19 protein-coding genes and 1 other annotated feature are annotated in these 18822 nt (G+C 45.0%); of the genes, 5 read left to right on the forward strand and 14 right to left on the reverse strand.

All coding sequences use genetic code 11. From position 1 onward, the window contains the following. The first annotated feature begins 49 nt into the window (after positions 1-49). Complete coding sequence (locus A8708_RS32665) at positions 50-1180, forward strand: TniB family NTP-binding protein (RefSeq protein WP_068670891.1); 1131 nt, start codon at positions 50-52, stop codon at positions 1178-1180. A gap of 142 nt (positions 1181-1322) precedes the next feature. Next, positions 1323-2096, forward strand: a complete 774-nt coding sequence (locus A8708_RS32670; protein WP_167355950.1) for a TniQ family protein — start codon at positions 1323-1325, stop codon at positions 2094-2096. A gap of 217 nt (positions 2097-2313) precedes the next feature. Here the strand turns inward: A8708_RS32670 and A8708_RS32675 are convergent, their stop codons facing one another. After that, complete coding sequence (locus A8708_RS32675) at positions 2314-4614, reverse strand: ComEC/Rec2 family competence protein (protein WP_068670895.1); 2301 nt, start codon at positions 4612-4614, stop codon at positions 2314-2316. A gap of 261 nt (positions 4615-4875) precedes the next feature. Between A8708_RS32675 and A8708_RS32680 the strand changes: the two genes are divergently transcribed. After that, entirely contained in the window at positions 4876-5331 is a 456-nt protein-coding gene (locus tag A8708_RS32680; RefSeq protein ID WP_068670897.1) for a MarR family winged helix-turn-helix transcriptional regulator, read from the forward strand. 15 nt (positions 5332-5346) lie between these two features. Next, positions 5347-6609 carry an MFS transporter gene (locus tag A8708_RS32685; RefSeq protein ID WP_082927952.1) on the forward strand — a complete coding sequence of 421 codons (1263 nt, stop codon included), beginning with the start codon at positions 5347-5349 and terminating at the stop codon, positions 6607-6609. Between the two features lie 161 nt (positions 6610-6770). On the opposite strand, the gene A8708_RS32690 is transcribed toward A8708_RS32685, so the two are convergent. Both A8708_RS32690 and A8708_RS35120 read right to left on the reverse strand, forming a co-directional pair. Next, positions 6771-7283, reverse strand: a complete 513-nt coding sequence (locus tag A8708_RS32690; RefSeq protein ID WP_068670901.1) for a deoxycytidylate deaminase — start codon at positions 7281-7283, stop codon at positions 6771-6773. Positions 7284-7381: 98 nt separating this feature from the next. Then, complete coding sequence (locus tag A8708_RS35120; protein ID WP_239696921.1) at positions 7382-8002, reverse strand: ComEA family DNA-binding protein; 621 nt, start codon at positions 8000-8002, stop codon at positions 7382-7384. A gap of 191 nt (positions 8003-8193) precedes the next feature. On the opposite strand from A8708_RS35120, the gene comER reads away from it, so the two are divergent. Beyond that, the gene (gene comER / locus A8708_RS32700) at positions 8194-9027 is read left to right on the forward strand and encodes a late competence protein ComER (RefSeq protein WP_068670903.1); all 834 of its coding nucleotides are present in this window, start codon (positions 8194-8196) and stop codon (positions 9025-9027) included. A gap of 28 nt (positions 9028-9055) precedes the next feature. On the opposite strand, the gene leuS is transcribed toward comER, so the two are convergent. From leuS to A8708_RS32755, 11 genes are all read right to left on the reverse strand, one after another. Further along, positions 9056-11515 carry a leucine--tRNA ligase gene (gene leuS / locus A8708_RS32705; RefSeq protein WP_068670905.1) on the reverse strand — a complete coding sequence of 820 codons (2460 nt, stop codon included), beginning with the start codon at positions 11513-11515 and terminating at the stop codon, positions 9056-9058. Positions 11516-11595: 80 nt separating this feature from the next. Then, positions 11596-11839: a binding site (T-box leader), on the reverse strand. 70 nt (positions 11840-11909) lie between these two features. Continuing rightward, positions 11910-12671: a class I SAM-dependent DNA methyltransferase gene (locus A8708_RS32710; protein ID WP_068670907.1), complete on the reverse strand. Its 762-nt coding sequence runs from the start codon at positions 12669-12671 to the stop codon at positions 11910-11912. 1 nt (position 12672) lies between these two features. Continuing rightward, the gene (locus tag A8708_RS32715; RefSeq protein WP_068670909.1) at positions 12673-13569 is read right to left on the reverse strand and encodes a CvfB family protein; all 897 of its coding nucleotides are present in this window, start codon (positions 13567-13569) and stop codon (positions 12673-12675) included. Continuing rightward, the gene (rsfS, locus tag A8708_RS32720; RefSeq protein ID WP_068670911.1) at positions 13566-13913 is read right to left on the reverse strand and encodes a ribosome silencing factor; all 348 of its coding nucleotides are present in this window, start codon (positions 13911-13913) and stop codon (positions 13566-13568) included. The genes A8708_RS32715 and rsfS overlap by 4 nt, the downstream gene beginning before the upstream one ends. A gap of 19 nt (positions 13914-13932) precedes the next feature. After that, positions 13933-14505: a bis(5'-nucleosyl)-tetraphosphatase (symmetrical) YqeK gene (gene yqeK / locus A8708_RS32725; protein WP_068670913.1), complete on the reverse strand. Its 573-nt coding sequence runs from the start codon at positions 14503-14505 to the stop codon at positions 13933-13935. Continuing rightward, complete coding sequence (nadD, locus tag A8708_RS32730; protein WP_068670915.1) at positions 14495-15082, reverse strand: nicotinate-nucleotide adenylyltransferase; 588 nt, start codon at positions 15080-15082, stop codon at positions 14495-14497. The genes yqeK and nadD overlap by 11 nt, the downstream gene beginning before the upstream one ends. A 12-nt stretch (positions 15083-15094) precedes the next feature. Next, complete coding sequence (yhbY, locus tag A8708_RS32735; RefSeq protein WP_068670917.1) at positions 15095-15388, reverse strand: ribosome assembly RNA-binding protein YhbY; 294 nt, start codon at positions 15386-15388, stop codon at positions 15095-15097. A 20-nt stretch (positions 15389-15408) separates the two neighbouring features. Continuing rightward, positions 15409-16272, reverse strand: a complete 864-nt coding sequence (gene aroE, locus A8708_RS32740) for a shikimate dehydrogenase (RefSeq protein ID WP_068670919.1) — start codon at positions 16270-16272, stop codon at positions 15409-15411. An 18-nt stretch (positions 16273-16290) separates the two neighbouring features. Then, positions 16291-17406 (reverse strand): ribosome biogenesis GTPase YqeH, encoded by a 1116-nt coding sequence (gene yqeH, locus A8708_RS32745; RefSeq protein WP_068670922.1) that lies wholly within the window; start codon positions 17404-17406, stop codon positions 16291-16293. A 9-nt stretch (positions 17407-17415) separates the two neighbouring features. Next, entirely contained in the window at positions 17416-17910 is a 495-nt protein-coding gene (locus A8708_RS32750; protein ID WP_204787687.1) for a YqeG family HAD IIIA-type phosphatase, read from the reverse strand. Between the two features lie 91 nt (positions 17911-18001). After that, complete coding sequence (locus tag A8708_RS32755) at positions 18002-18778, reverse strand: alpha/beta hydrolase (protein WP_068670923.1); 777 nt, start codon at positions 18776-18778, stop codon at positions 18002-18004. Between the last annotated feature and the right edge of the window lie 44 nt (positions 18779-18822).

Genomic DNA, 18822 nt, shown 5'->3' on the forward strand with positions numbered 1-18822 from the left:
AAATCTATATTTCTATCATGTAAATACATTAAAGGGAGCAAAAATTGCCATGACTCAAGATGGAAAAACCTACATATTCACTAATGAATTGCTTTATGCATCTAGTGATGAACGAAAGACTTACTTCAAAAATTTGTTTATTCAGCATCCAAAATTAAATAACGCACTAAATGAAGTAACTAAAAAAATCCTTACCAATCGGACTCCAATAGTATTATTATTCGGACCAAGTGGTGTAGGAAAATCGACCTTACTTAAGAAATTACTAGAAAACATAACAACAATGAATCAGCAAGAGATGGAAATAAATAAAGGATTCATCCCAGCAATCTACGTGGAAGCTAAAGCTACAGACAAATTTAATTGGGGAGATTATTTTAGAAGTGCTCTTATTGCCTTATATGAGCCACTAATAGAACATAAAATCGTCCCCTCCCAACTAGGAGCATTTGAAATAACTTCATCGTCTCGGAAAACACATTCTGCACTTCGTTGGTCTTACGAATTAGCGTTACAACATAGAAAAACGTTGGCTGTAATCGTAGATGAAGCTCAACATTTTGCAAGGGTTGCAAGAGGCAGTAAGTTACAAGACCAGATGGATGTTATAAAATCTTTAGCCAATATCACGAGAACACCACATATTTTAGCTGGGACATATGAAAACTTGGTATTTAGAAATCTAAGTGCCCAACTTAGTAATAGAAGCGAAGACGTGCACCTTTCACGATATAGATATGAGGTCGTAAAAGAAAGAGAAGCTTTTGCCCATGTGTTTAGAACATTTATAGACCACCTTCCAGTTCAAAAAAAAGATGACTTAATACACCAGTGGAAATTCATATATGAAAGAAGTCTCGGCCTTGTTGGTGTGTTAAAAAAATGGTTCGAAATGGCACTAAACGAATGCATCGATGAGCCGAATAATTTGGGAACAGAAATTACAGGAAAGCATTTTGAGAACACAGCTTACTCAGTTAAACAGTGTGAGATTATGATGGACGAGATCGAACGAGGCGAAGGACTCTTATATGATGCACTTGATGACAGAGTTAAATTACTGAAAAGATTGAATCTTGAAAAGTCAAACACCGAACAGAGTACCACAAAAGAAGCCCTCAAGAGTACTGGAAGAAAACCATATCAACGGAAGAAAAAAAGAGATAAAGTAGGTATTTGAATTTGCATAAATCGTACGATTATGAATGTAACTTTTGAAGGTGAGCTGATTTGCAATAAACTCCTACACAGAAACTGATACGTTAATATGCGAAAGAACTAAAATTTATCCACTCGCTCCTTTCGGAACTGGCTCTCTCTTTGTGGAGAGCTTACCAAACTACTTAGAGAGACTAACTAATGCACACTGCTTGTCATGGCCAACTTTTGCATCAAAGCTTCTATACCCTGAACTAAGAAAAGTTAGTTCAAAACAGCGCCTGATAAATCTTAACGTTACAAGCCATGATTTTGTATCTGGACTATGTGCCACTTTAAGCCAAATCTCTCGTCGTGAAGATATTGAACAAATGACAATGATTTATTGGTGTAATATCATTAGTGCAAAAAAACTTTTTCGAGAGTTTAGAGCCTGGTGTCCTTTATGTATACATGACCAGCTCACTAAGTACCCTCTCCCCTATGAACCGTTACTGTGGACGTTAGAAGGTGTACGAGTTTGTACTATTCATAATGTTAAATTAGAGGATCATTGTCCCATCTGTAAAAAACAAACTCCATATTTCCATTGCAAAAGCCCATATGCTTTTTGTGTTAACTGCAATGCGTTCGTTGGCGATAGTAGAAATCTAATTGCAGTTCAAAATAATAACGATCTTGATCTTTCGAATTGTATCGGTAGATTAATAACATATGAAAAAAAAGGAGCACAACCTAACAGCACAACTTTCATCGAAAAAGTAGGTCGATATATAAAGAAAAATTACAAGAGTAACCTATCAGAATTTTCAAAAGCGATACGAGTTCCAGAAAGAGAAGTAATCAATATTTTTTGTGAGGGTCAAACCCCACGGTTAGAAACGATCGCTAAAATTTGTACCCACATGAAGAAGTCATTGCATCAAATAGCGAAATAACTTTTAATACGTTGATATAAAAAATAAGGATGGACTATCCATCCTTATTTTTTTGTTCCAATTTGTTTTCTTTTTTGATGATATCGAAGTACTTATGCTTCCATTTTTATACTTTGGCAATTATATGGTTCAAAGGCTAATGGTCATGCTAATCGAAATCGCCGTTTTAGTTACAATTTTGGCAAGCTTATGGTATAAATGATGGCAATTTTATCGGTTAAGTGACAGAGGCTGTGCTAGGGGAATTGCGCGGATCACGCAGATATTCCAGTACTGCCGCTTCGGATTCTTTCTCCATGTCTCCTGTAAAAAGCCAACGAGTTCCTTGCATTTCGAGCAAGAAGACAACGGATCTCGCATTCTGCTCTTTGACAATTTCAACCGTCGTTGAATTTGTTTCAAGCGGGTAAATCACCTGCAATTTCGTAACGGGATCAATGGGAATCCAATCTTCTACTTGCGCAGGTAATAAGGGGACTTTCTTTTGAACCAATGTGGAAAAAAAGGTCGTCATGGCGCTACTCTCTTTAAATGTGCCATTAAATAGAAACTGCTTCACGGGAATCTGTTCAATAACAGCCTGTAAACCACCACTGTGGTCCGCATCCTCATGCGTAAGTACGAGAAGAACAAGACTTTGAATGCCTCTTTTTTTGAGCAGAGGAACTAGCAGTTTTTGCCCGACTTCAAATGGATCCTTACGAATTTTCCACTCATCCCCCGCCTTACGGAATGTAAGTGTCCCTCCTCCATCAATTAAAATATGACGACCGTACGGCGTTCGAATCAGAATCGCATCCCCTTGCCCAACATCAATAAATTGGACTAGACCTGTTCGCTGAAACCGATTTGGTGAATATCCCATCCATAACAGGATAAGAAAGCCAGCTATTGCAAGAAAGAGACTCAGTTTAATCGGCATTCGCTGTGCACTTCCCTTCAGATCAACCTCCAATTGGATTGGTATCTCATCCTTCGAGCTTAGGTAACTGCGATGCCAGAGTAGATAGATAATAACGAGAAATCCATAGTAAAAACAGATCCATGCCATACTTGGCGATGGCCAAATCATAGTGAGATGAGGAATCTGCTGAAGTTGATCCGTAATCCAGAATATCGCTTGATTCAGCCATGTGATGAGTTGACCAATTCTTTGACCTAACGGAATGTAAACTAACCCAAGTGCTAATGCGACTAACCCTGCTGGAAACACAATCATACTGATGACAGGGACTAACACGGCATTCGCCAGCCAAGATAACAATGAAAATTGATTGAAATAGTAAATCGAAACTGGAAAAGAAACAGATTGGGAGACGAGTGTGATGGCGAGGGTGTTTTTGAGTGTGGATGAAGTCATCCATGGGGATATTAAGATCGTTACTCTCTGTACCCCAAGGATAAGTCCGAGTGTGACTAGGAAGGAAAGCTGGAAGCTGACGTCAAGTAAGAAGTACGGGTCCCATACAAGCATCGACCAAGCGGCCAGTGCTAAGATGTGCAGCACTTCTTTCATTCCTCCTCGGCGCGCAGCATATAACGCAATCATCGACATGAGACCTGCCCTAACGATGGACGGTGATGCCCCAGTGACGAGAACGTAGAACGGGAGCAGGCACATGCATATGAGCAAATAGGTTTCCTTCGTCACTTGAAATCGCCGCAAAACCCAGATGCATACACCTAAGAAAACAGCGATATTTAATCCTGAGATTGCTAAAATATGCGTTAGTCCCAGCTCCGAAAATTGCTGGAAACGGTCAGGATCCAGATCGTCCGTGAGGCCGATCAACATGCTTTTCATGAATCCCGCTTGCGACGCGGGAAAGATCACGTCCATTCGCCTGCTGAGCGCAGCGCGCAGCTCGTCGTTCCAGCGCAGCAGCTGGACGACGCTGAAGTGCGCCGCCGCAGGCTGCACCTGCGCCTGATCCACCCCTTTGGCTGAAAGCAGCCAATGGGTGTGGTGAAGGCGCAGGTATCGGCGGTAGTCGAAGCCGCCGAAGTTGCGTGCCGGGGACGGGCTGCGCAGCGTCCCCGTTAGCGTCAGGGCGTCGCCGCGGCGCCAGCCCGACGCCACGGTCTGCTGCGCCTGCTCCATCAGGCGCAGCGACACCTGCACGCTTTCCCCGCGAAGCGGGAAAGCGGTGCCCTCTGGGAAGCGGACGGACTCCGCTTCCAGGGTGAAGCTAGCCCTGTCACCGTCAATGGTGACAGGGCTAGCAAACCGACCGAGCAGCGTGACCTCGCTGCCCGCCTCGCCCACCTGCCCCTGCTGCGCCAGCGGCAGGGCAGTGATATTGCGCTGGTCGTTCCCTTGATAATAGCCGTAGGCTATTAAGACCAGCAGCAGAGCGCCCAGCGGCTGGCGGCCAGGCAGCCGCAGCGCGTAAATAACTAAAAGCGCGGCTAGCAGCAGCGCGCTGGTCATCCATGTCAGCCACGCGATCTCAGTATAGATCGCGAGCACATAGCCACTTATCCACAGACAGCAACCTTGAACAACCGGTCTTTTCACTCTTTAATCTCTCCTTCTTTTTTCATTTTCATTTTCATGTTCTTACAATCCATACAAAGAACCTCTCCCTCGCGCACCATAATAGCTGCACAAGAAAGAGGTTCTTCCTCCTACCTACAATCATTTAGTTAAAAGTGCTGGATCCTTCAAATTTCCTCATTCTCTTCCCTGATCACGAATCTTGTTTAATAAATTCAATTGACAGGTAAATGAACTTGCTTTATATTCGTTGTACATACAAAATACAATCGGAGGAATCATATGACTGACAAACCTCAAGTAACAGAAACCAATGACAATGAAGCTTTCTTGCATCAATGCCTCTACTTCACGACGAATCGGCTTAGTCGGGCAATTAGCCGTATGGCTGACGATGCCTTTGCAACAACAGGACTTGCGCCTGCTTACGGTTATTTACTCAGACTGGTTGTCGCCAAACCTGGCATTCCTCAGAAAGAACTTTCAGAAAAGCTCTATATCACACCGTCCACGCTCACCAGATTTATCGATAAGCTTGAAAACAAACGGCTCGTAGAGCGCCAAGTGAAGGGCAAAACTGTGCTCGTCTTTCCTACGGAAAAAGCGCTAGAACTCGAGCCATCCCTTCGCGCAGCTTCGAAGGAACTTCTTCGTTCATATAAAGCTATTCTTGGAGATGAAGTCGCGACGATATTGACGCAATCTTTGGAATCAGCCAGTGAGAAATTAGAAATATAAGTTGAGGTGTAGATGATGAATCAAACAAAAAGCAAGATACATTACGGCTGGATCATTGTATTGCTGACGTTTGTCACATTACTTGTGTCAGCAGGCATCCGTTCCATGCCCAGCGTCTTAATGATCCCTTTCCAAGAAGAATTCGGTTGGAGCCGCGGGGCGATATCCAGTGTTGCTTCTATCGGAATTTTGTTATATGGACTTGTAGGTCCGTTTTCTGCAGCACTGTTATTACGTTTTGGAATCCGCAAGGTTGTTTTGCTCGCATTATCCGTCTTAGGTGCCAGCCTTGCCGTCACACCGCTAATTACTTCCTTATGGCAATTCGATTTGCTATGGGGAGTCGTTTCAGGTCTTGCAAGTGGAATGATGGCCAATGTACTTGGAATTACGGTCAGCAATCTATGGTTCGTCAAACGCAAGGGACTCGTAGTTGGCATACTAACAGCAAGCGCAGCAACGGGGCAGCTGTTATTCCTCCCTTTAATAGCAAAGGTGACTTCTGATTACGGCTGGCGGTATGCGATGTATGCAGCAGTAGTCGCTATCCTAGTAGTGTTTATTCTTGTAGCACTATGGATGAAGAACAATCCTTCCGATGTTGGTGCAGCGCCATACGGTACAACGGAAGTTGTAAAACCAGAACCTTTCAGGGGCAATGTATTTCTGACCCCTATCCAGAGCCTTGTTACCGCATCTAAAAATAAAACGTTTTGGCTGCTCGCAGGCACCTTCTTCATTTGTGGATTCTCGACGAATGGATTGATCGGCACTCACCTCATTGCCGCTTGCGGAGATTTCGGAATGATGGAAGTTGCCGCTGCCGGACTTCTTGCCATGATGGGGGCGTTTGATTTATTCGGGACAACGATTTCTGGTTGGTTAACTGACCGATTTGACAGCCGTTGGCTGCTTTTCTGGTACTACGGTCTACGCGGATTATCGCTCATATTCCTACCTTATGCATTGGCGACTACACCTTACATGCTCGTCATATTCTCGGTATTTTACGGACTCGATTGGATCGCAACTGTACCGCCAACTGCTAAACTTGCAGGGGAAACTTTCGGTAAAGAAAAATCGGGCATGATATTCGGCTGGATTGTGGTGGCTCATCAAATCGGGGCATCTTTTGCGGCATACGGAGCAGGTCTTATGCGTGACTGGCTTGGCAGCTACTCACAAGCCTTCTTCATTGCTGGTCTTGCTTGTTTCATTGCTGCTCTATTCGCAATTCGTATACAGCGTCAACTTAAAAAGCAAACAGTACTTATGTAAATTTTAATCAATTATTTCGCTCAAATATAGACATTGTCATACAAACAGCATTGGGAGTTGTTAATATATATTAGCCAACTCCCTTGCTGTCAAATACGAACCAAACACTCCTATTAACGAGAACGTGTCTTAATGGGCTTCGTCAATTCTGGTGCCACCGATTAGTTCACAACTTCAGATACCGTACCAGCTGGGGGCTCATATGCGGTCAACTGACGGAATGAAATGCCTCTGGCTCCCATTAACTCACTCACCTTCTCATGATCCTTCGGATACCCCCGATGAAACACGATCTCGGTTACCCCGCTATTAGCCAACATATTCGCACAAGTCCAGCAAGGTTGGTCCGTCACATAGACGGTAGAACCTTCGCGATCTTCCCGATCGGTGAACAGTAACAAGTTCTGTTCAGCATGTATGGTGCGAATACAACGGTGCTTCCTTACGACTTCTTCTACATCAGCAACGACCTTCAGTTCGATTTCTTCCACGAGCATGCATCCCGCTTCCGTGCAATCTGCTACGCCCATCGGTGCGCCATTATAGGCCGTTCCGAGCAACTTTTTCCCTTGAACAAGTACCGCCCCAACATGTCTGCGGTTACACCGCGAGCGCGTGGAGGCCATGTAGGCAATATCGAGGAAATAGGTATCCCAATCTTTCCGGATGCTCATGATGATTGACTCCCTCCTGATGACATTTCTTTACTCATTTTCGATGTCCAAACTATTTCTAGTATTTTCTCATATTTTGCTAGAAATGAAAAGACGAGCTAGCGTGGCACCACAAATACTTGGCCCTTTATCTTCGCAAACATTTTCTCTCCGATTCCTTTCACGTCCATAAGTTCCTCGACTCGCTTGAAACGCCCTTTCTTCATACGGTACTCGAGAATGGCTCTCGCTTTACTTTCACCGATCCCAGGAAGTTTATCTAACTGCTCCAAAGTAGCGGTATTTAAATCTAGAAGCCCCTTCTGAGATTCATTCCATGTAGGGACAGGTGTTGGCGAAGGTACAGGACTGGCAGACAAGATGGGTTGAGGTTCTGAGGGCGAAGGTGTGTCCTGCGCATCTGTTCCTACGGAGTTTGATTCTTCAGATCGTGAACCTATGGAAGTGGATACAACTTCAGACTTAGGTATGGCAGTTGCACTCGCTTTTGGTGTGACTTTTGGTTTATCAGTGCCGACAGGTACTGCTTTCCCTTCAGCGGCTTTTTTCTCATTCTCTCCTTGCAAAAGCAATTCTTCCATCTGCGTATTCATTGGCGAGAATGCTGTTCGAATCGTGGGCTGCCCTCCGCGAAGAAATGGCCACACAACCCAAACAAATAGCGCGACACCGCCAAGAATCAGCCCAATTCTCTTTACTCTATTTCCAAATAAATCCACATACTACCTTCTTTCTTAGCATAATTGTGTTTAGGCAACCATATACATGAAAAAGCATCCCAATGACTACACGACTAGTCACACAATGTATGAGAGTGCGTACACCTCTAGGCTTGGCTTTCATGGCTGAGTAACCGCGATTATAGGTTGATTTTCGTATAAAGACTGATTTTATCGGGAGGGATTACTTGATGAAAGCTGGATTCATCGGTACTGGGAGTATGGGAAGTATACTGATTGAAGCATTCATTCATTCCGGGGCATTCAATCCCGAGCAAATTATTGCTAGCAATCGAACATTGCGTAAAGTTGAACTACTTGCGGAGAACTATCCTGGTCTTCAGGTGGCCGAATCGAATCGTGAAGTCGTACGTGGAAGTGATTTGATTTTTCTTTGTGTGAAACCATCCGAGTTCAAAAAGGTTATTGATGAAATCAAAGAGGACGTGCTTTCCTCTCAATTTATAATATCCATCACGAGTCCGATACTGATTAAGCATTTGGAAGGTCTGTTACCAGCCAAAATAAGTAAAATCATACCGAGCATTACGAATTACGTTTTAAGTGGTGCTACGTTATGTATTCATGGGAATCGCATGCAGCCTGAAGATAAAGAATGGCTTGAAAATATTTTCACGCATATCTCTACACCAATTCGAGTATCCGAGAGTTATACGAGAATTTCATCCGATTTATCTAGTTGTGGTCCTGCTTTTCTAGCTAGCTTTATTCAAGCATTCATTGACGCGGCTGTGGAGGAAACAGGTATTTCTGCTGAAGAGGCTACTTTACTGGCAAGTGAAATGACATTAGGTACAGGAAAGTTACTTACTACCGGAGGCTTCAATCCGATCAGTTTACAAAAGCGGGTATCCGTTCCTGGAGGCATTACGGCAGAAGGCTTGCGTATCTTGGAAAAGGAACTTTGCGGGGTGTTCTCTCAAGTAATTACTGCTACACATGCTAAATATGAAGAAGACATTGAGAAGGCTGAGCAGCTCCTTACCATAAAACAAAAGCAGTAGCCTTCCCAATGCATGAATCTTTCCGTTCTTAACCTACGACGATATTGACTAATTTACCTTTAACAACAATCAACTTGCGAACGGCCTTTCCGGCGGTCGCTTCTTTGACTTTGTCGAGCTCCCAAGCCATTTTCTCCATTGCAGCTTCATCTGTATCTTTGGAGATCATAACGCGGTCAACGATTTTGCCATTGATTTGCACAACGATTTCAACTTCATTATCTACCGTCCATGCTTCATCATAAGCTGGCCATGGTTCGTACGTGATGGATTCCACCCCACCCAATTTCTCCCAAAGCTCTTCAGCTAAATGAGGAGCAAGTGGTGAAAGCACCTGTACAAAGTTTTTCATCGCCTCTAGCGGCAAACGTTCTGTTTTGTAAGCTTCATTGACAAAAATCATCATTTGGCTAATCGCTGTATTGAAACGAAGCGCCTCGAAATCTTCCGTAATTTTCTTGATTGAACGGTGCCATGTACGCTTAAATGCATCACTGCCTAGCGTCTCATCCCCGCTAATTTTGGAATGAAGCTGACCGTTGTCATCAACGAACAGACGCCATACACGATTCAAGAAACGGTTAATGCCGTCTACACCTGTTGTGTTCCACGGTTTAGTAGCTTCTAGTGGCCCCATGAACATTTCATAAATACGAAGCGTATCCGCACCTTGATCATTCACGATATCATCTGGATTCACAACATTGCCGCGTGATTTACTCATCTTCTCCATGTTTTCGCCAAGAATCATCCCTTGGTTAACAAGTTTATGGAACGGCTCTTTGGTATGCACAAAACCTAGATCATACAGCACTTTATGCCAGAAACGTGCGTAAAGCAAGTGAAGAACTGCGTGCTCCGCTCCACCAATGTATAGATCAACCGGCAACCATTGTTTTTGTAACTCATCCGAGCAGAATGCTTGATCATTCTTCGGATCGATGAAACGCAGGTAATACCAGCAGCTTCCTGCCCATTGAGGCATCGTATTCGTCTCACGACGAGCTTTCATACCTGTCTCTGGATCAATCGTATTTACCCATTCAGAAACGTTAGCAAGCGGTGATTCACCTGTACCTGACGGTTTGATTTCATCAACTTGCGGAAGCAATAGCGGTAGTTGATCCACTGGAACTGGCTTCATTGTGCCATCTTCAAGGTGTAGAATTGGAATCGGCTCGCCCCAGTAACGTTGACGGCTGAACAGCCAGTCTCTCAAACGATACGTTACTTTGCCGCGGCCCTTGCCATGCTCTTCCAACCAAGCGATCATATGGCTGATGCCTTGCTCAATGTTCAATCCATCAATTGGACCGGAATTCACGTGCTTACCATCACCTGCATAAGCTTCCTTCTCCACATCTCCGCCTTGAACAACTTCGATAATTGGCAATTCAAATTGCTTCGCAAACTCCCAGTCGCGCTGATCGTGACCTGGAACCGCCATAATGGCTCCTGTGCCGTAACCGCCAAGAACATAATCCGCGATCCAAATTGGCACTTTCGTGTCATTAACGGGATTGATTGCATAAGCCCCTGTGAACACACCTGATTTGTCTTTCGCCAAATCTGTACGCTCCAAGTCGCTTTTGCGTGAAGCTTTCTCTTGATATTCTTTAATCGCAGAGGCTTGCGCTTCTGTTGTAATCTGAGCTACAAGCTCATGCTCAGGTGCCAACACGCAGTACGTCGCTCCGAAAAGCGTATCTGGGCGTGTGGTGAACACGGTTAAGCTTTTGTCCGAATGACCTTCGATCGCAAATTGAACTTCAGCTCCTGTGGATTTCCCAATCCAGTTGCGCTGCATATCCTTAATACTTTCGGACCAATCAAGCTCCTCCAGATCCTCAAGCAAACGCTCTGCATATTCCGTAATTTTCAAAATCCACTGACGCATCGGTTTTCGAATAACCGGATGGTTGCCACGTTCGCTTAATCCGTCAATGACTTCCTCATTCGCAAGTACCGTTCCAAGAGCTGGACACCAGTTAACAGGCACTTCATCAACGTAAGCAAGCCCTTTATTGTACAATTGGATGAAAATCCATTGTGTCCATTTGTAGTACTCGGGATCCGTTGTACTGATTTCACGATCCCAGTCGTAAGAGAAACCAAGTGATTTGATTTGACGACGGAACGTATCGATGTTTTTCTTCGTAAATTCACGAGGGTCATTCCCTGTGTCAAGGGCGTATTGCTCTGCAGGAAGACCGAACGCATCCCACCCCATTGGGTGCAGGACGTTAAAGCCTCTCATCCGTTTGAAACGGGAAACGATATCTGTCGCTGTGTAACCTTCTGGATGTCCTACATGCAAGCCTGCACCTGACGGGTATGGAAACATATCCAGCGCATAGAATTTCGGCTTATCCGAATTTTCCAACACCTTAAATGTTTTCTTCTCATCCCAGTACGCTTGCCATTTCGGTTCAATCGCTTGCGGATTATAGCCCTGTTGTTCTTTCGTTTCTTTCAATTCCTGTGTCATAGCTTATATGCCTCCTTAAATTACTCTCTGCTCATGTATGCCTATACGCACAAAAAAACCTCACATCGCTAGCGGATATCGCTAGGGACGAGAGGTATAATTCCCGTGGTACCACCCTAGTTAACACAAGGCGTTCTTCACCTGTGTTCACTCTGCCCCTTAACGCGGGTGAGACGATCCAGCTAGCGCATCTGATCCGGGATCAGGCGGTTCACCTTCTAGCTCCGAGGCGAGTTCTCAAGACGTACATCTGTCGGCTCACACCCTAGCTCCGACTCTCTGAAAGATGCTGTACAAGGTACTATTCCTCATCCAAGCTTTCCTTATAACTGATTAGCTTTGATTATATGTAAAATAATGCCGCACTGTCAAGCCGATGACGTACCCGTCGGTATTATTTTTTTGCAATAAAGAAAGCTCGTTCGGTCTTCGCAGTTGGTTGCTCCCACGTAAAGTCTGCTGCTTGATGTACTTCACGGAATCCTACATCGATCAGCATCTGTTCCAGCCACTGCAAGCCATATGCTCTTTGTTCATGCTGCTCATCAATGCGACGGAAAGTTTCGCTTGTTCCACTGTCTTTGACAAAGATGGTTAAGTCATGTTCAATCTGAACGCGTTCCTCATCTAACTCACTTGTCCAAATGTAAGCGACATCGTCTTCATTGAGAAAAAAAGGCTGCGACTCTGCATAGGCGAACAATTGCTGAGGCGGATGTACATCAAATAGGAATAATCCACCGGGCTTAAGTCCCGCCCATGTTTGACGGAAAGCGTCCACGATGTCCTCTTCCTCCAGCAAATAATTAAGGCTGTCACAGAAAGAGATCGCAACATCAACTTCCTCGCCGAGCTCCCACTCGCGTATATCCTGCTGAATCCAACGAATTCCGCCGCCGCGAAGCTGGCTAGGTTGTTCGCTGTACTTCTGCTCAGCGACAGCCAACATGTCTTCTGACAGATCAATACCAGTCACCTGAATGCCTTCAGCAGCCAATGGAATTGACAAATTGCCAGTCCCACAGCCTAAATCAACAAGCGTTGCTGGCTTAACGCCAAACCGTTCGAAACTTTCCTTCACGAATCGAAGCCAGTCTTCATACGGCATGCTGTTCATCAAGCGATCGTACGTGTAGGCGAATTTTTCGTAACTCATCTCAGCCTTGCGTCTCCTCTTGCTTCAGATAGGTCCAGTCCGCTTCTTGATAGACAAGCCCATCTTTCATAAGTTTGCCTAGTGCACGTTTAAAGGCGGCCTTACTTAGCCCGAATTTATCTTTAATAATATCAGCTTGTGTTTTATCCGAAAATGGCATCGCATTTCCTGGTCGTTCACGCAGCACTTCTAGAATGCGATCTGCATCTTCGTCGCGACCTTTTTCCTTGGGAAGTCTCATGGATAGGTTAACTCGTCCATCTTCTTCACGAACGAATGCAATCCTCACATCCACCTGCTCACCTACGCGAAGTAAGCGTGTCCGCTCTTGTGGGATAATGAGCCCGATGATGCCATACCCAAGTACGCCAGCATCACAAATGACGAAAGTCCCCATCTGCAGTGGACGATACACGCGTGCTTTCACCCATTTGTTGGTCCAACTGGATGGAGCTCGAACACATAGAGGAGCCAAGTCTTCTTCAAGCGCTAGCTTCGCGATTAATCGGCCCTGGCGATCATGCGCGAGCGTTGCGAATACTTTGTCCCCGACTTGAGGTCGTAGCTCGTCTAATTCAGGTACATGTCGGTACGGTAATAATAAATGGCGCCCTAGCCCCATCTCTAGGAAATAACCGAACCGCGGATGAATATCAACGACTTCTAGAAGCCCCACGTGACCCATGGTCAACAGAGGTTTCCTCATCGTCGCCATCATGCGATCCAATGTATCATGGAATAAGAACACTTCCACTTGGTCTCCAGGACTAATGCGATTCCCTACGATTTCCGCATATGGCAGTAGAAAATCTTGCGTACCATCGCTTAGGAAAAAGCCGTTTGGTGGAACTTCCCTTGCTACCTCAAGGGTAACAAGGGATCCTGCTTCCATTCTCATACGCGCTCCACAACTTTAGCATCAGACCAAAGTCTTTCGATGTTATAGTATTCACGGTCATCACGATGGAAAACGTGGAGAACTACATCTCCTAAATCAAGCAGCACCCATCTTGCCGTATCGATACCTTCATAGCCTCTAATATGAACGCCATGTTCATGTGCTTTTTTACGAGCCTCGCCCGCAATCGCTTGAACTTGTGTTTCCGAATTTCCGTGACAAATCACGAAATAATCAGCGATTAAAGATACGCCTTTCAAATTCAGGGTAACAATATCTGCTGCTTTCTTGTCTTCCGCTGCCTGGGCAACGAATGCTAGTATTTCTTCTGGGTTTTTACTCATGCAATCATCCTCCATGTCATTAAGTTGTCTGTTGTATCTGTTCTAATAAATCATTCCGAGTCCCAATTGTTAGTGGATAAATGCGCTTTCCTTTGGAAATCAAGAAGTTGATCGTGGAGTCAAAACCGGCAACTAATGCCCGTTCAAGACTCGTCTTCGCTAGTTCTCGAATATGTTCGACTCCTGGGAAATCACGTCCTGGCTCCATATAATCCGCTAAACAAACAATTTTGTCGAGTAAGGTCATCCCTTCCCGACCTGACGTATGATACCGAATCGCATCTAATATTTCTTCATCATCGATTCCGAATTGCGACTTTGCAATGAAAGCACCTGCGTGCGAATGCCATAGCTCTTTATCAAAAGCTAACAAATCTTGTGGCAAATCGTTCTCACGTATAATCTTAGCTTGCTCATGGATTGGCCAATACTTGCAGTAGTCGTGCAAAATCGCTGCCATATCCGCTTTGACCGCATCCCCGCCAAATCGCTCTGCCAACATAACGCTCGTTGCCATCACACCAAGGGTATGCTGCCAACGCCGCTCAGGCATTTGCTCCTTCACAGCTGCCATCAGGTCCTCACGATTCATATAAGCTATTCACCTCCATGAAATGCCCAACCTTGTCTGGTACCAGATATCTGACAGGGTCCCTCTTCTGTCTTAGCGCCCGAATAGCTGTCGATGAAATTTCAACGAGGGGCATCGGAACAAGCTTCACTCGGTTTCGTATATGTTCGGGAAGTTGCCCCAGGTCCAGTTCATAACCAGGTCTAGCTAATCCAATAAAATGAATATGCCGCACGATGTCATCAATACGATGCCACTGCGGCAAATACTGAACCATATCCGCGCCAATAATATAAGAGAACGCGATGTCCGGATATTGCGACTTTAACAGCTCGATCGTATCGATACTATAGGATACGCCGCCTTTGTTAATTTCGATATCGACAGGACGAAAAAAAGGATTGCCTTCTGCAGCAAGGCAAACCATCTCCCAACGCTGCTGGCTCGTTCCCTTCGGGGCATTAGGTTTATGCGGCGGGACATTGGCTGGCATAAGCCATACCTCGTCCAAGCCCCCTTCCACCCTCGCACGTTCAGCTGCAATCAAATGACCGGTATGAATGGGATCGAACGTGCCTCCCATAATTCCGACAAGCATACGTCCACCTCATTAGCGCGGCAGTTCAATCTTCTTATTGTCACGCGATTCTTTGTACAGCACTACGATTTTCCCAATTACCTGAACAAGCTCTGCGCCAGACTTCTCGGATAATTCAGCTCCGACCTCTTGACGATCTTCTCCACTGTTGTTGAGTACCGTAATTTTGATCAATTCACGTACTTCAATGGCTTCATTGATGTGACGAATCAAATGCTCATTCACGCCACCTTTTCCTACTTGAAAAATTGGATCTACATGGTGCGCCAAAGAGCGCAAATGTCTTTTCTGTTTGCCTGTTAACATGGATGTCCCTCTATTCATTCTTATTCAGTTAATGACTGTTCTACCACCTGTCTCATCGCCGCAACCGGCGCAGGGGTTCCCGTCCAATACTCGAAGGCATACGCGCCTTGATAAATAAACATGCCAAGCCCGCCATGAATACGCGCGCCAATTGCTTCCGCTTCACGAAGAAATCTCGTGATCCGCGGGTTATATATAAGATCACTAACAAGATGATGCGGTCGAAGCAGATGTAGTGGTAAAGGGAGTTCATCTACGTTTGGATGCATGCCTGCCGACGTCGTATTCAACACGAATTCAACATTGTCCGCAACGTTCTCCAACTCGTCCATCCCTAAACCAACGGTTTCGGTGAAAGCGCTAATTGTTGCTGCCAATTCGACTGCACGCTCTTTGGTACGATTGGCGATATAAATGCAGCTCGCACCTTCTTTCGCAAGTGCATAAGCTACACCTCTCGCCGCGCCACCTGCCCCAAGAACTAGAACTCGCTTACCTTTGAGCTCGATGCCTGTCTCTTCTTTCAAAGAACGAACATATCCGATCCCATCCGTATTAAAGCCTTTGAGCTTACCATTCTCGTTCACAATGGTATTGACAGCGCCAACGATCATAGCTCCTTCATCAATCTCATCAAGGTAGTTCATGACATCAACTTTATGTGGAATGGTCACATTCACTCCGCGATAACCTAGTGCTCTGATTCCCCGAACTGCTTCACCAAGCGCTTCTGGCTTCACGTGAAATGCTGCGTACACCCCGTTGATGCCCGCTTCCTGAAAAGCACGATTCAACATAATCGGTGAACGAGAATGCCTAATCGGATCCCCGAAAACCCCATATAAAACTGTATGACTATCAATCGGCGTCACTAGTTTCTCCATGATCTCCCCGTTTGCCTCCTAAATCAACGACTCCCGTGTAATGACTTTAATACCTTTCGGTGCATGAACAGCAAGACTCGCGCCAGCTAGACTATTCACTTTAATCCAGCCTAACCCTGAAATCAGCACATCCATCTGTTTCCCCTTCGGAATGTGCAACGGATGTTTGACCAACTTCGGCAGTTCTTCAAGATCCGCTTGCGCCGGAGGCGTCAACATGACACCCTTATGATCTTCATATAACTGATCCGCTTTCTCGAGTTTCGTACGATGAATCTGAATCGCATTCGACGTGTATATCGTGAAGGATTGGTGCTCACCTTGAATAAAATCAAAACGAACTAGCGCACCGAAAAATAACGTTTGTGCCTCATTCAATTGAAATACCATCGGTTTAAGCGGTTTATCCGGCATTAGCGGTGATAAATCACGCTTCTTCACGATTTCCGTCAGACGATGCTTGTACACAATCCCAGGTGTATCGATAATGAACTTCCCGTCATCCAGTGGGATTTTAACTAAATCGAGTGTAGTTCCCGGATATTGCGATGTTGTCAATTCGGCTTCCAGATCACTATAATCACTGATCAGACGATTGATAAGGGTCGATTTCCCTACGTTCGTTGCACCAACCACATATACGTCCATGTTGCCACGATATTCTTGTACAGCCGAAATAACACGATCAAAACCGATGTTTTTCTTCGCGCTGCACAGCACGATATCCACAACTTTGAGATTCTCTTCCTTCACGCGACGCTGTACCCAGTTAATGATTTTGTTCGCATTCGTCACCTTCGGCAACAAATCGATCTTGTTCACAACGAGTAAGACAGGATTGTTTCCGATAAATCGGGCAAGCGAGCTAATCATACTGCCTTCAAAATCAAAAATATCCACGATTTTCACGACTAACGCCTTCGTTTGTCCAACATGTCCTAATAATTTCAGGAAGTCGTCTTGCTCCAAGGTAATACTTGAAGACTCATTATAATGCTTAATTCGGTAACAACGCTGGCAAATCAAAGGCTCCTTCTGCAAGGCAGCCTCTGGAATATAGCCCAGTTTTGTTTTATCTTCTGTTTGCAGCCCAATGCCGCAACCCGCACAATTTCCTATTGTTTCTGTACGCATGAAACCTCCCTATTTCTTCATCCTTGCTAGAGCCCATTTCTCAATTTGGCGGTTCACTTTCGTGAAGAAGCCTTCATCTTTTCTTGAGATGGGTTGAACGAGGATCGTATATAGCCCCATTCGATTGCCGCCAAGTACATCGGTCAGCATTTGATCACCGATAACGGTCGTCTGTCGCGCATTCGTTCCAAGCAACTTCATCGCTTTATGGAAGGAAGCATTCGTCGGTTTTTTGGCACGGTGAATAAACGGAATGCCCAGTGGCTTTGCAAAGGTCGAAACCCTGTTATGGTGGTTGTTCGACACAATAACAACTTTGAATCCGATCTGTTGCAGATGATTCAGCCATACTATTAACTCAGGTGTCGCATGTGGATCACGTGCACCGACAAGTGTATTATCAAGATCCGTTATAATTCCGCGAATACCGAATCCCCACAGGTGATTGGCATCAATATCATAAATTGTATGAACAGACTGTCTGGGTACAAGCTTTTTCAGCAAACAACTTCCCTCCAACTGCTTCCTTGACATATACGTGAAACTATATCACAGAGCCTCGTTTGTTGCAAAAAGAAAAGAACATATTTTCTCTCTATTCTCTTGTAGGCAATGGCAACCAGTTTAATACACGCTGAATTTTGTGATCCCAATATCCCCATTCATGTGTGGCCGACTCTTCTTCATAGGTAGTCTCCAACCCTTGAGCAAGGCAATGGTCCCGGAATCGAAGGTTATCTTCATACAGAAAATCCTCAGTGCCACAGCACTGATAGAGCTTAGGTCGTTCTTGTTCACTAGCAACAAGTTGATTGGCGAGATAGAACAAATCGTTAGGGCTATTGCGGATCGTCGTCACATCGCCATAAATCAATTTAAAATCGTTCGGAAATGCTGCTGCACGTTCAACGATATCTACAGCACCGGATAAGCTCGCTCCCGCTGCATACCGATTAGGATGTGAAAGCGCCAACTTCATCGCACCATATCCACCCATGGAGAGACCTGCTACGTAATTCAGCTCACGCTCATCGGCTAAGGGAAAAAAGTATCTTGCTAACACAGGTAATTCTTCGCTAATGAACTCCCAATATTTCGGGCCTGCCGCCATATCGGCATAAAAGCTGCGGTTCACAGCTGGCATAACCACCGCAATACCATGCTGGGAAGCATAGCGTTCAATGGATGTTCTACGCATCCAAATGGTATGGTCATCCGATAAACCATGCAGTAAAAGTAAAGTAGGATGTTTCATACCATAAGCATGTGAAGCGAGTCCGATTTGACTTTTGGCAACTTGAGGTAAGATAACATGCATGGATGCTGCAACACCAAGGGATTCTGAATGAAAATGACAATCAATAAAGGCCATGTAATAAATCTCCTCTCATATGGAAGCCACCCTCATTAATAAGA

Source organism: Paenibacillus oryzisoli (genome assembly GCF_001653565.1).
Lineage (GTDB): Bacteria > Bacillota > Bacilli > Paenibacillales > NBRC-103111 > Paenibacillus_E > Paenibacillus_E oryzisoli.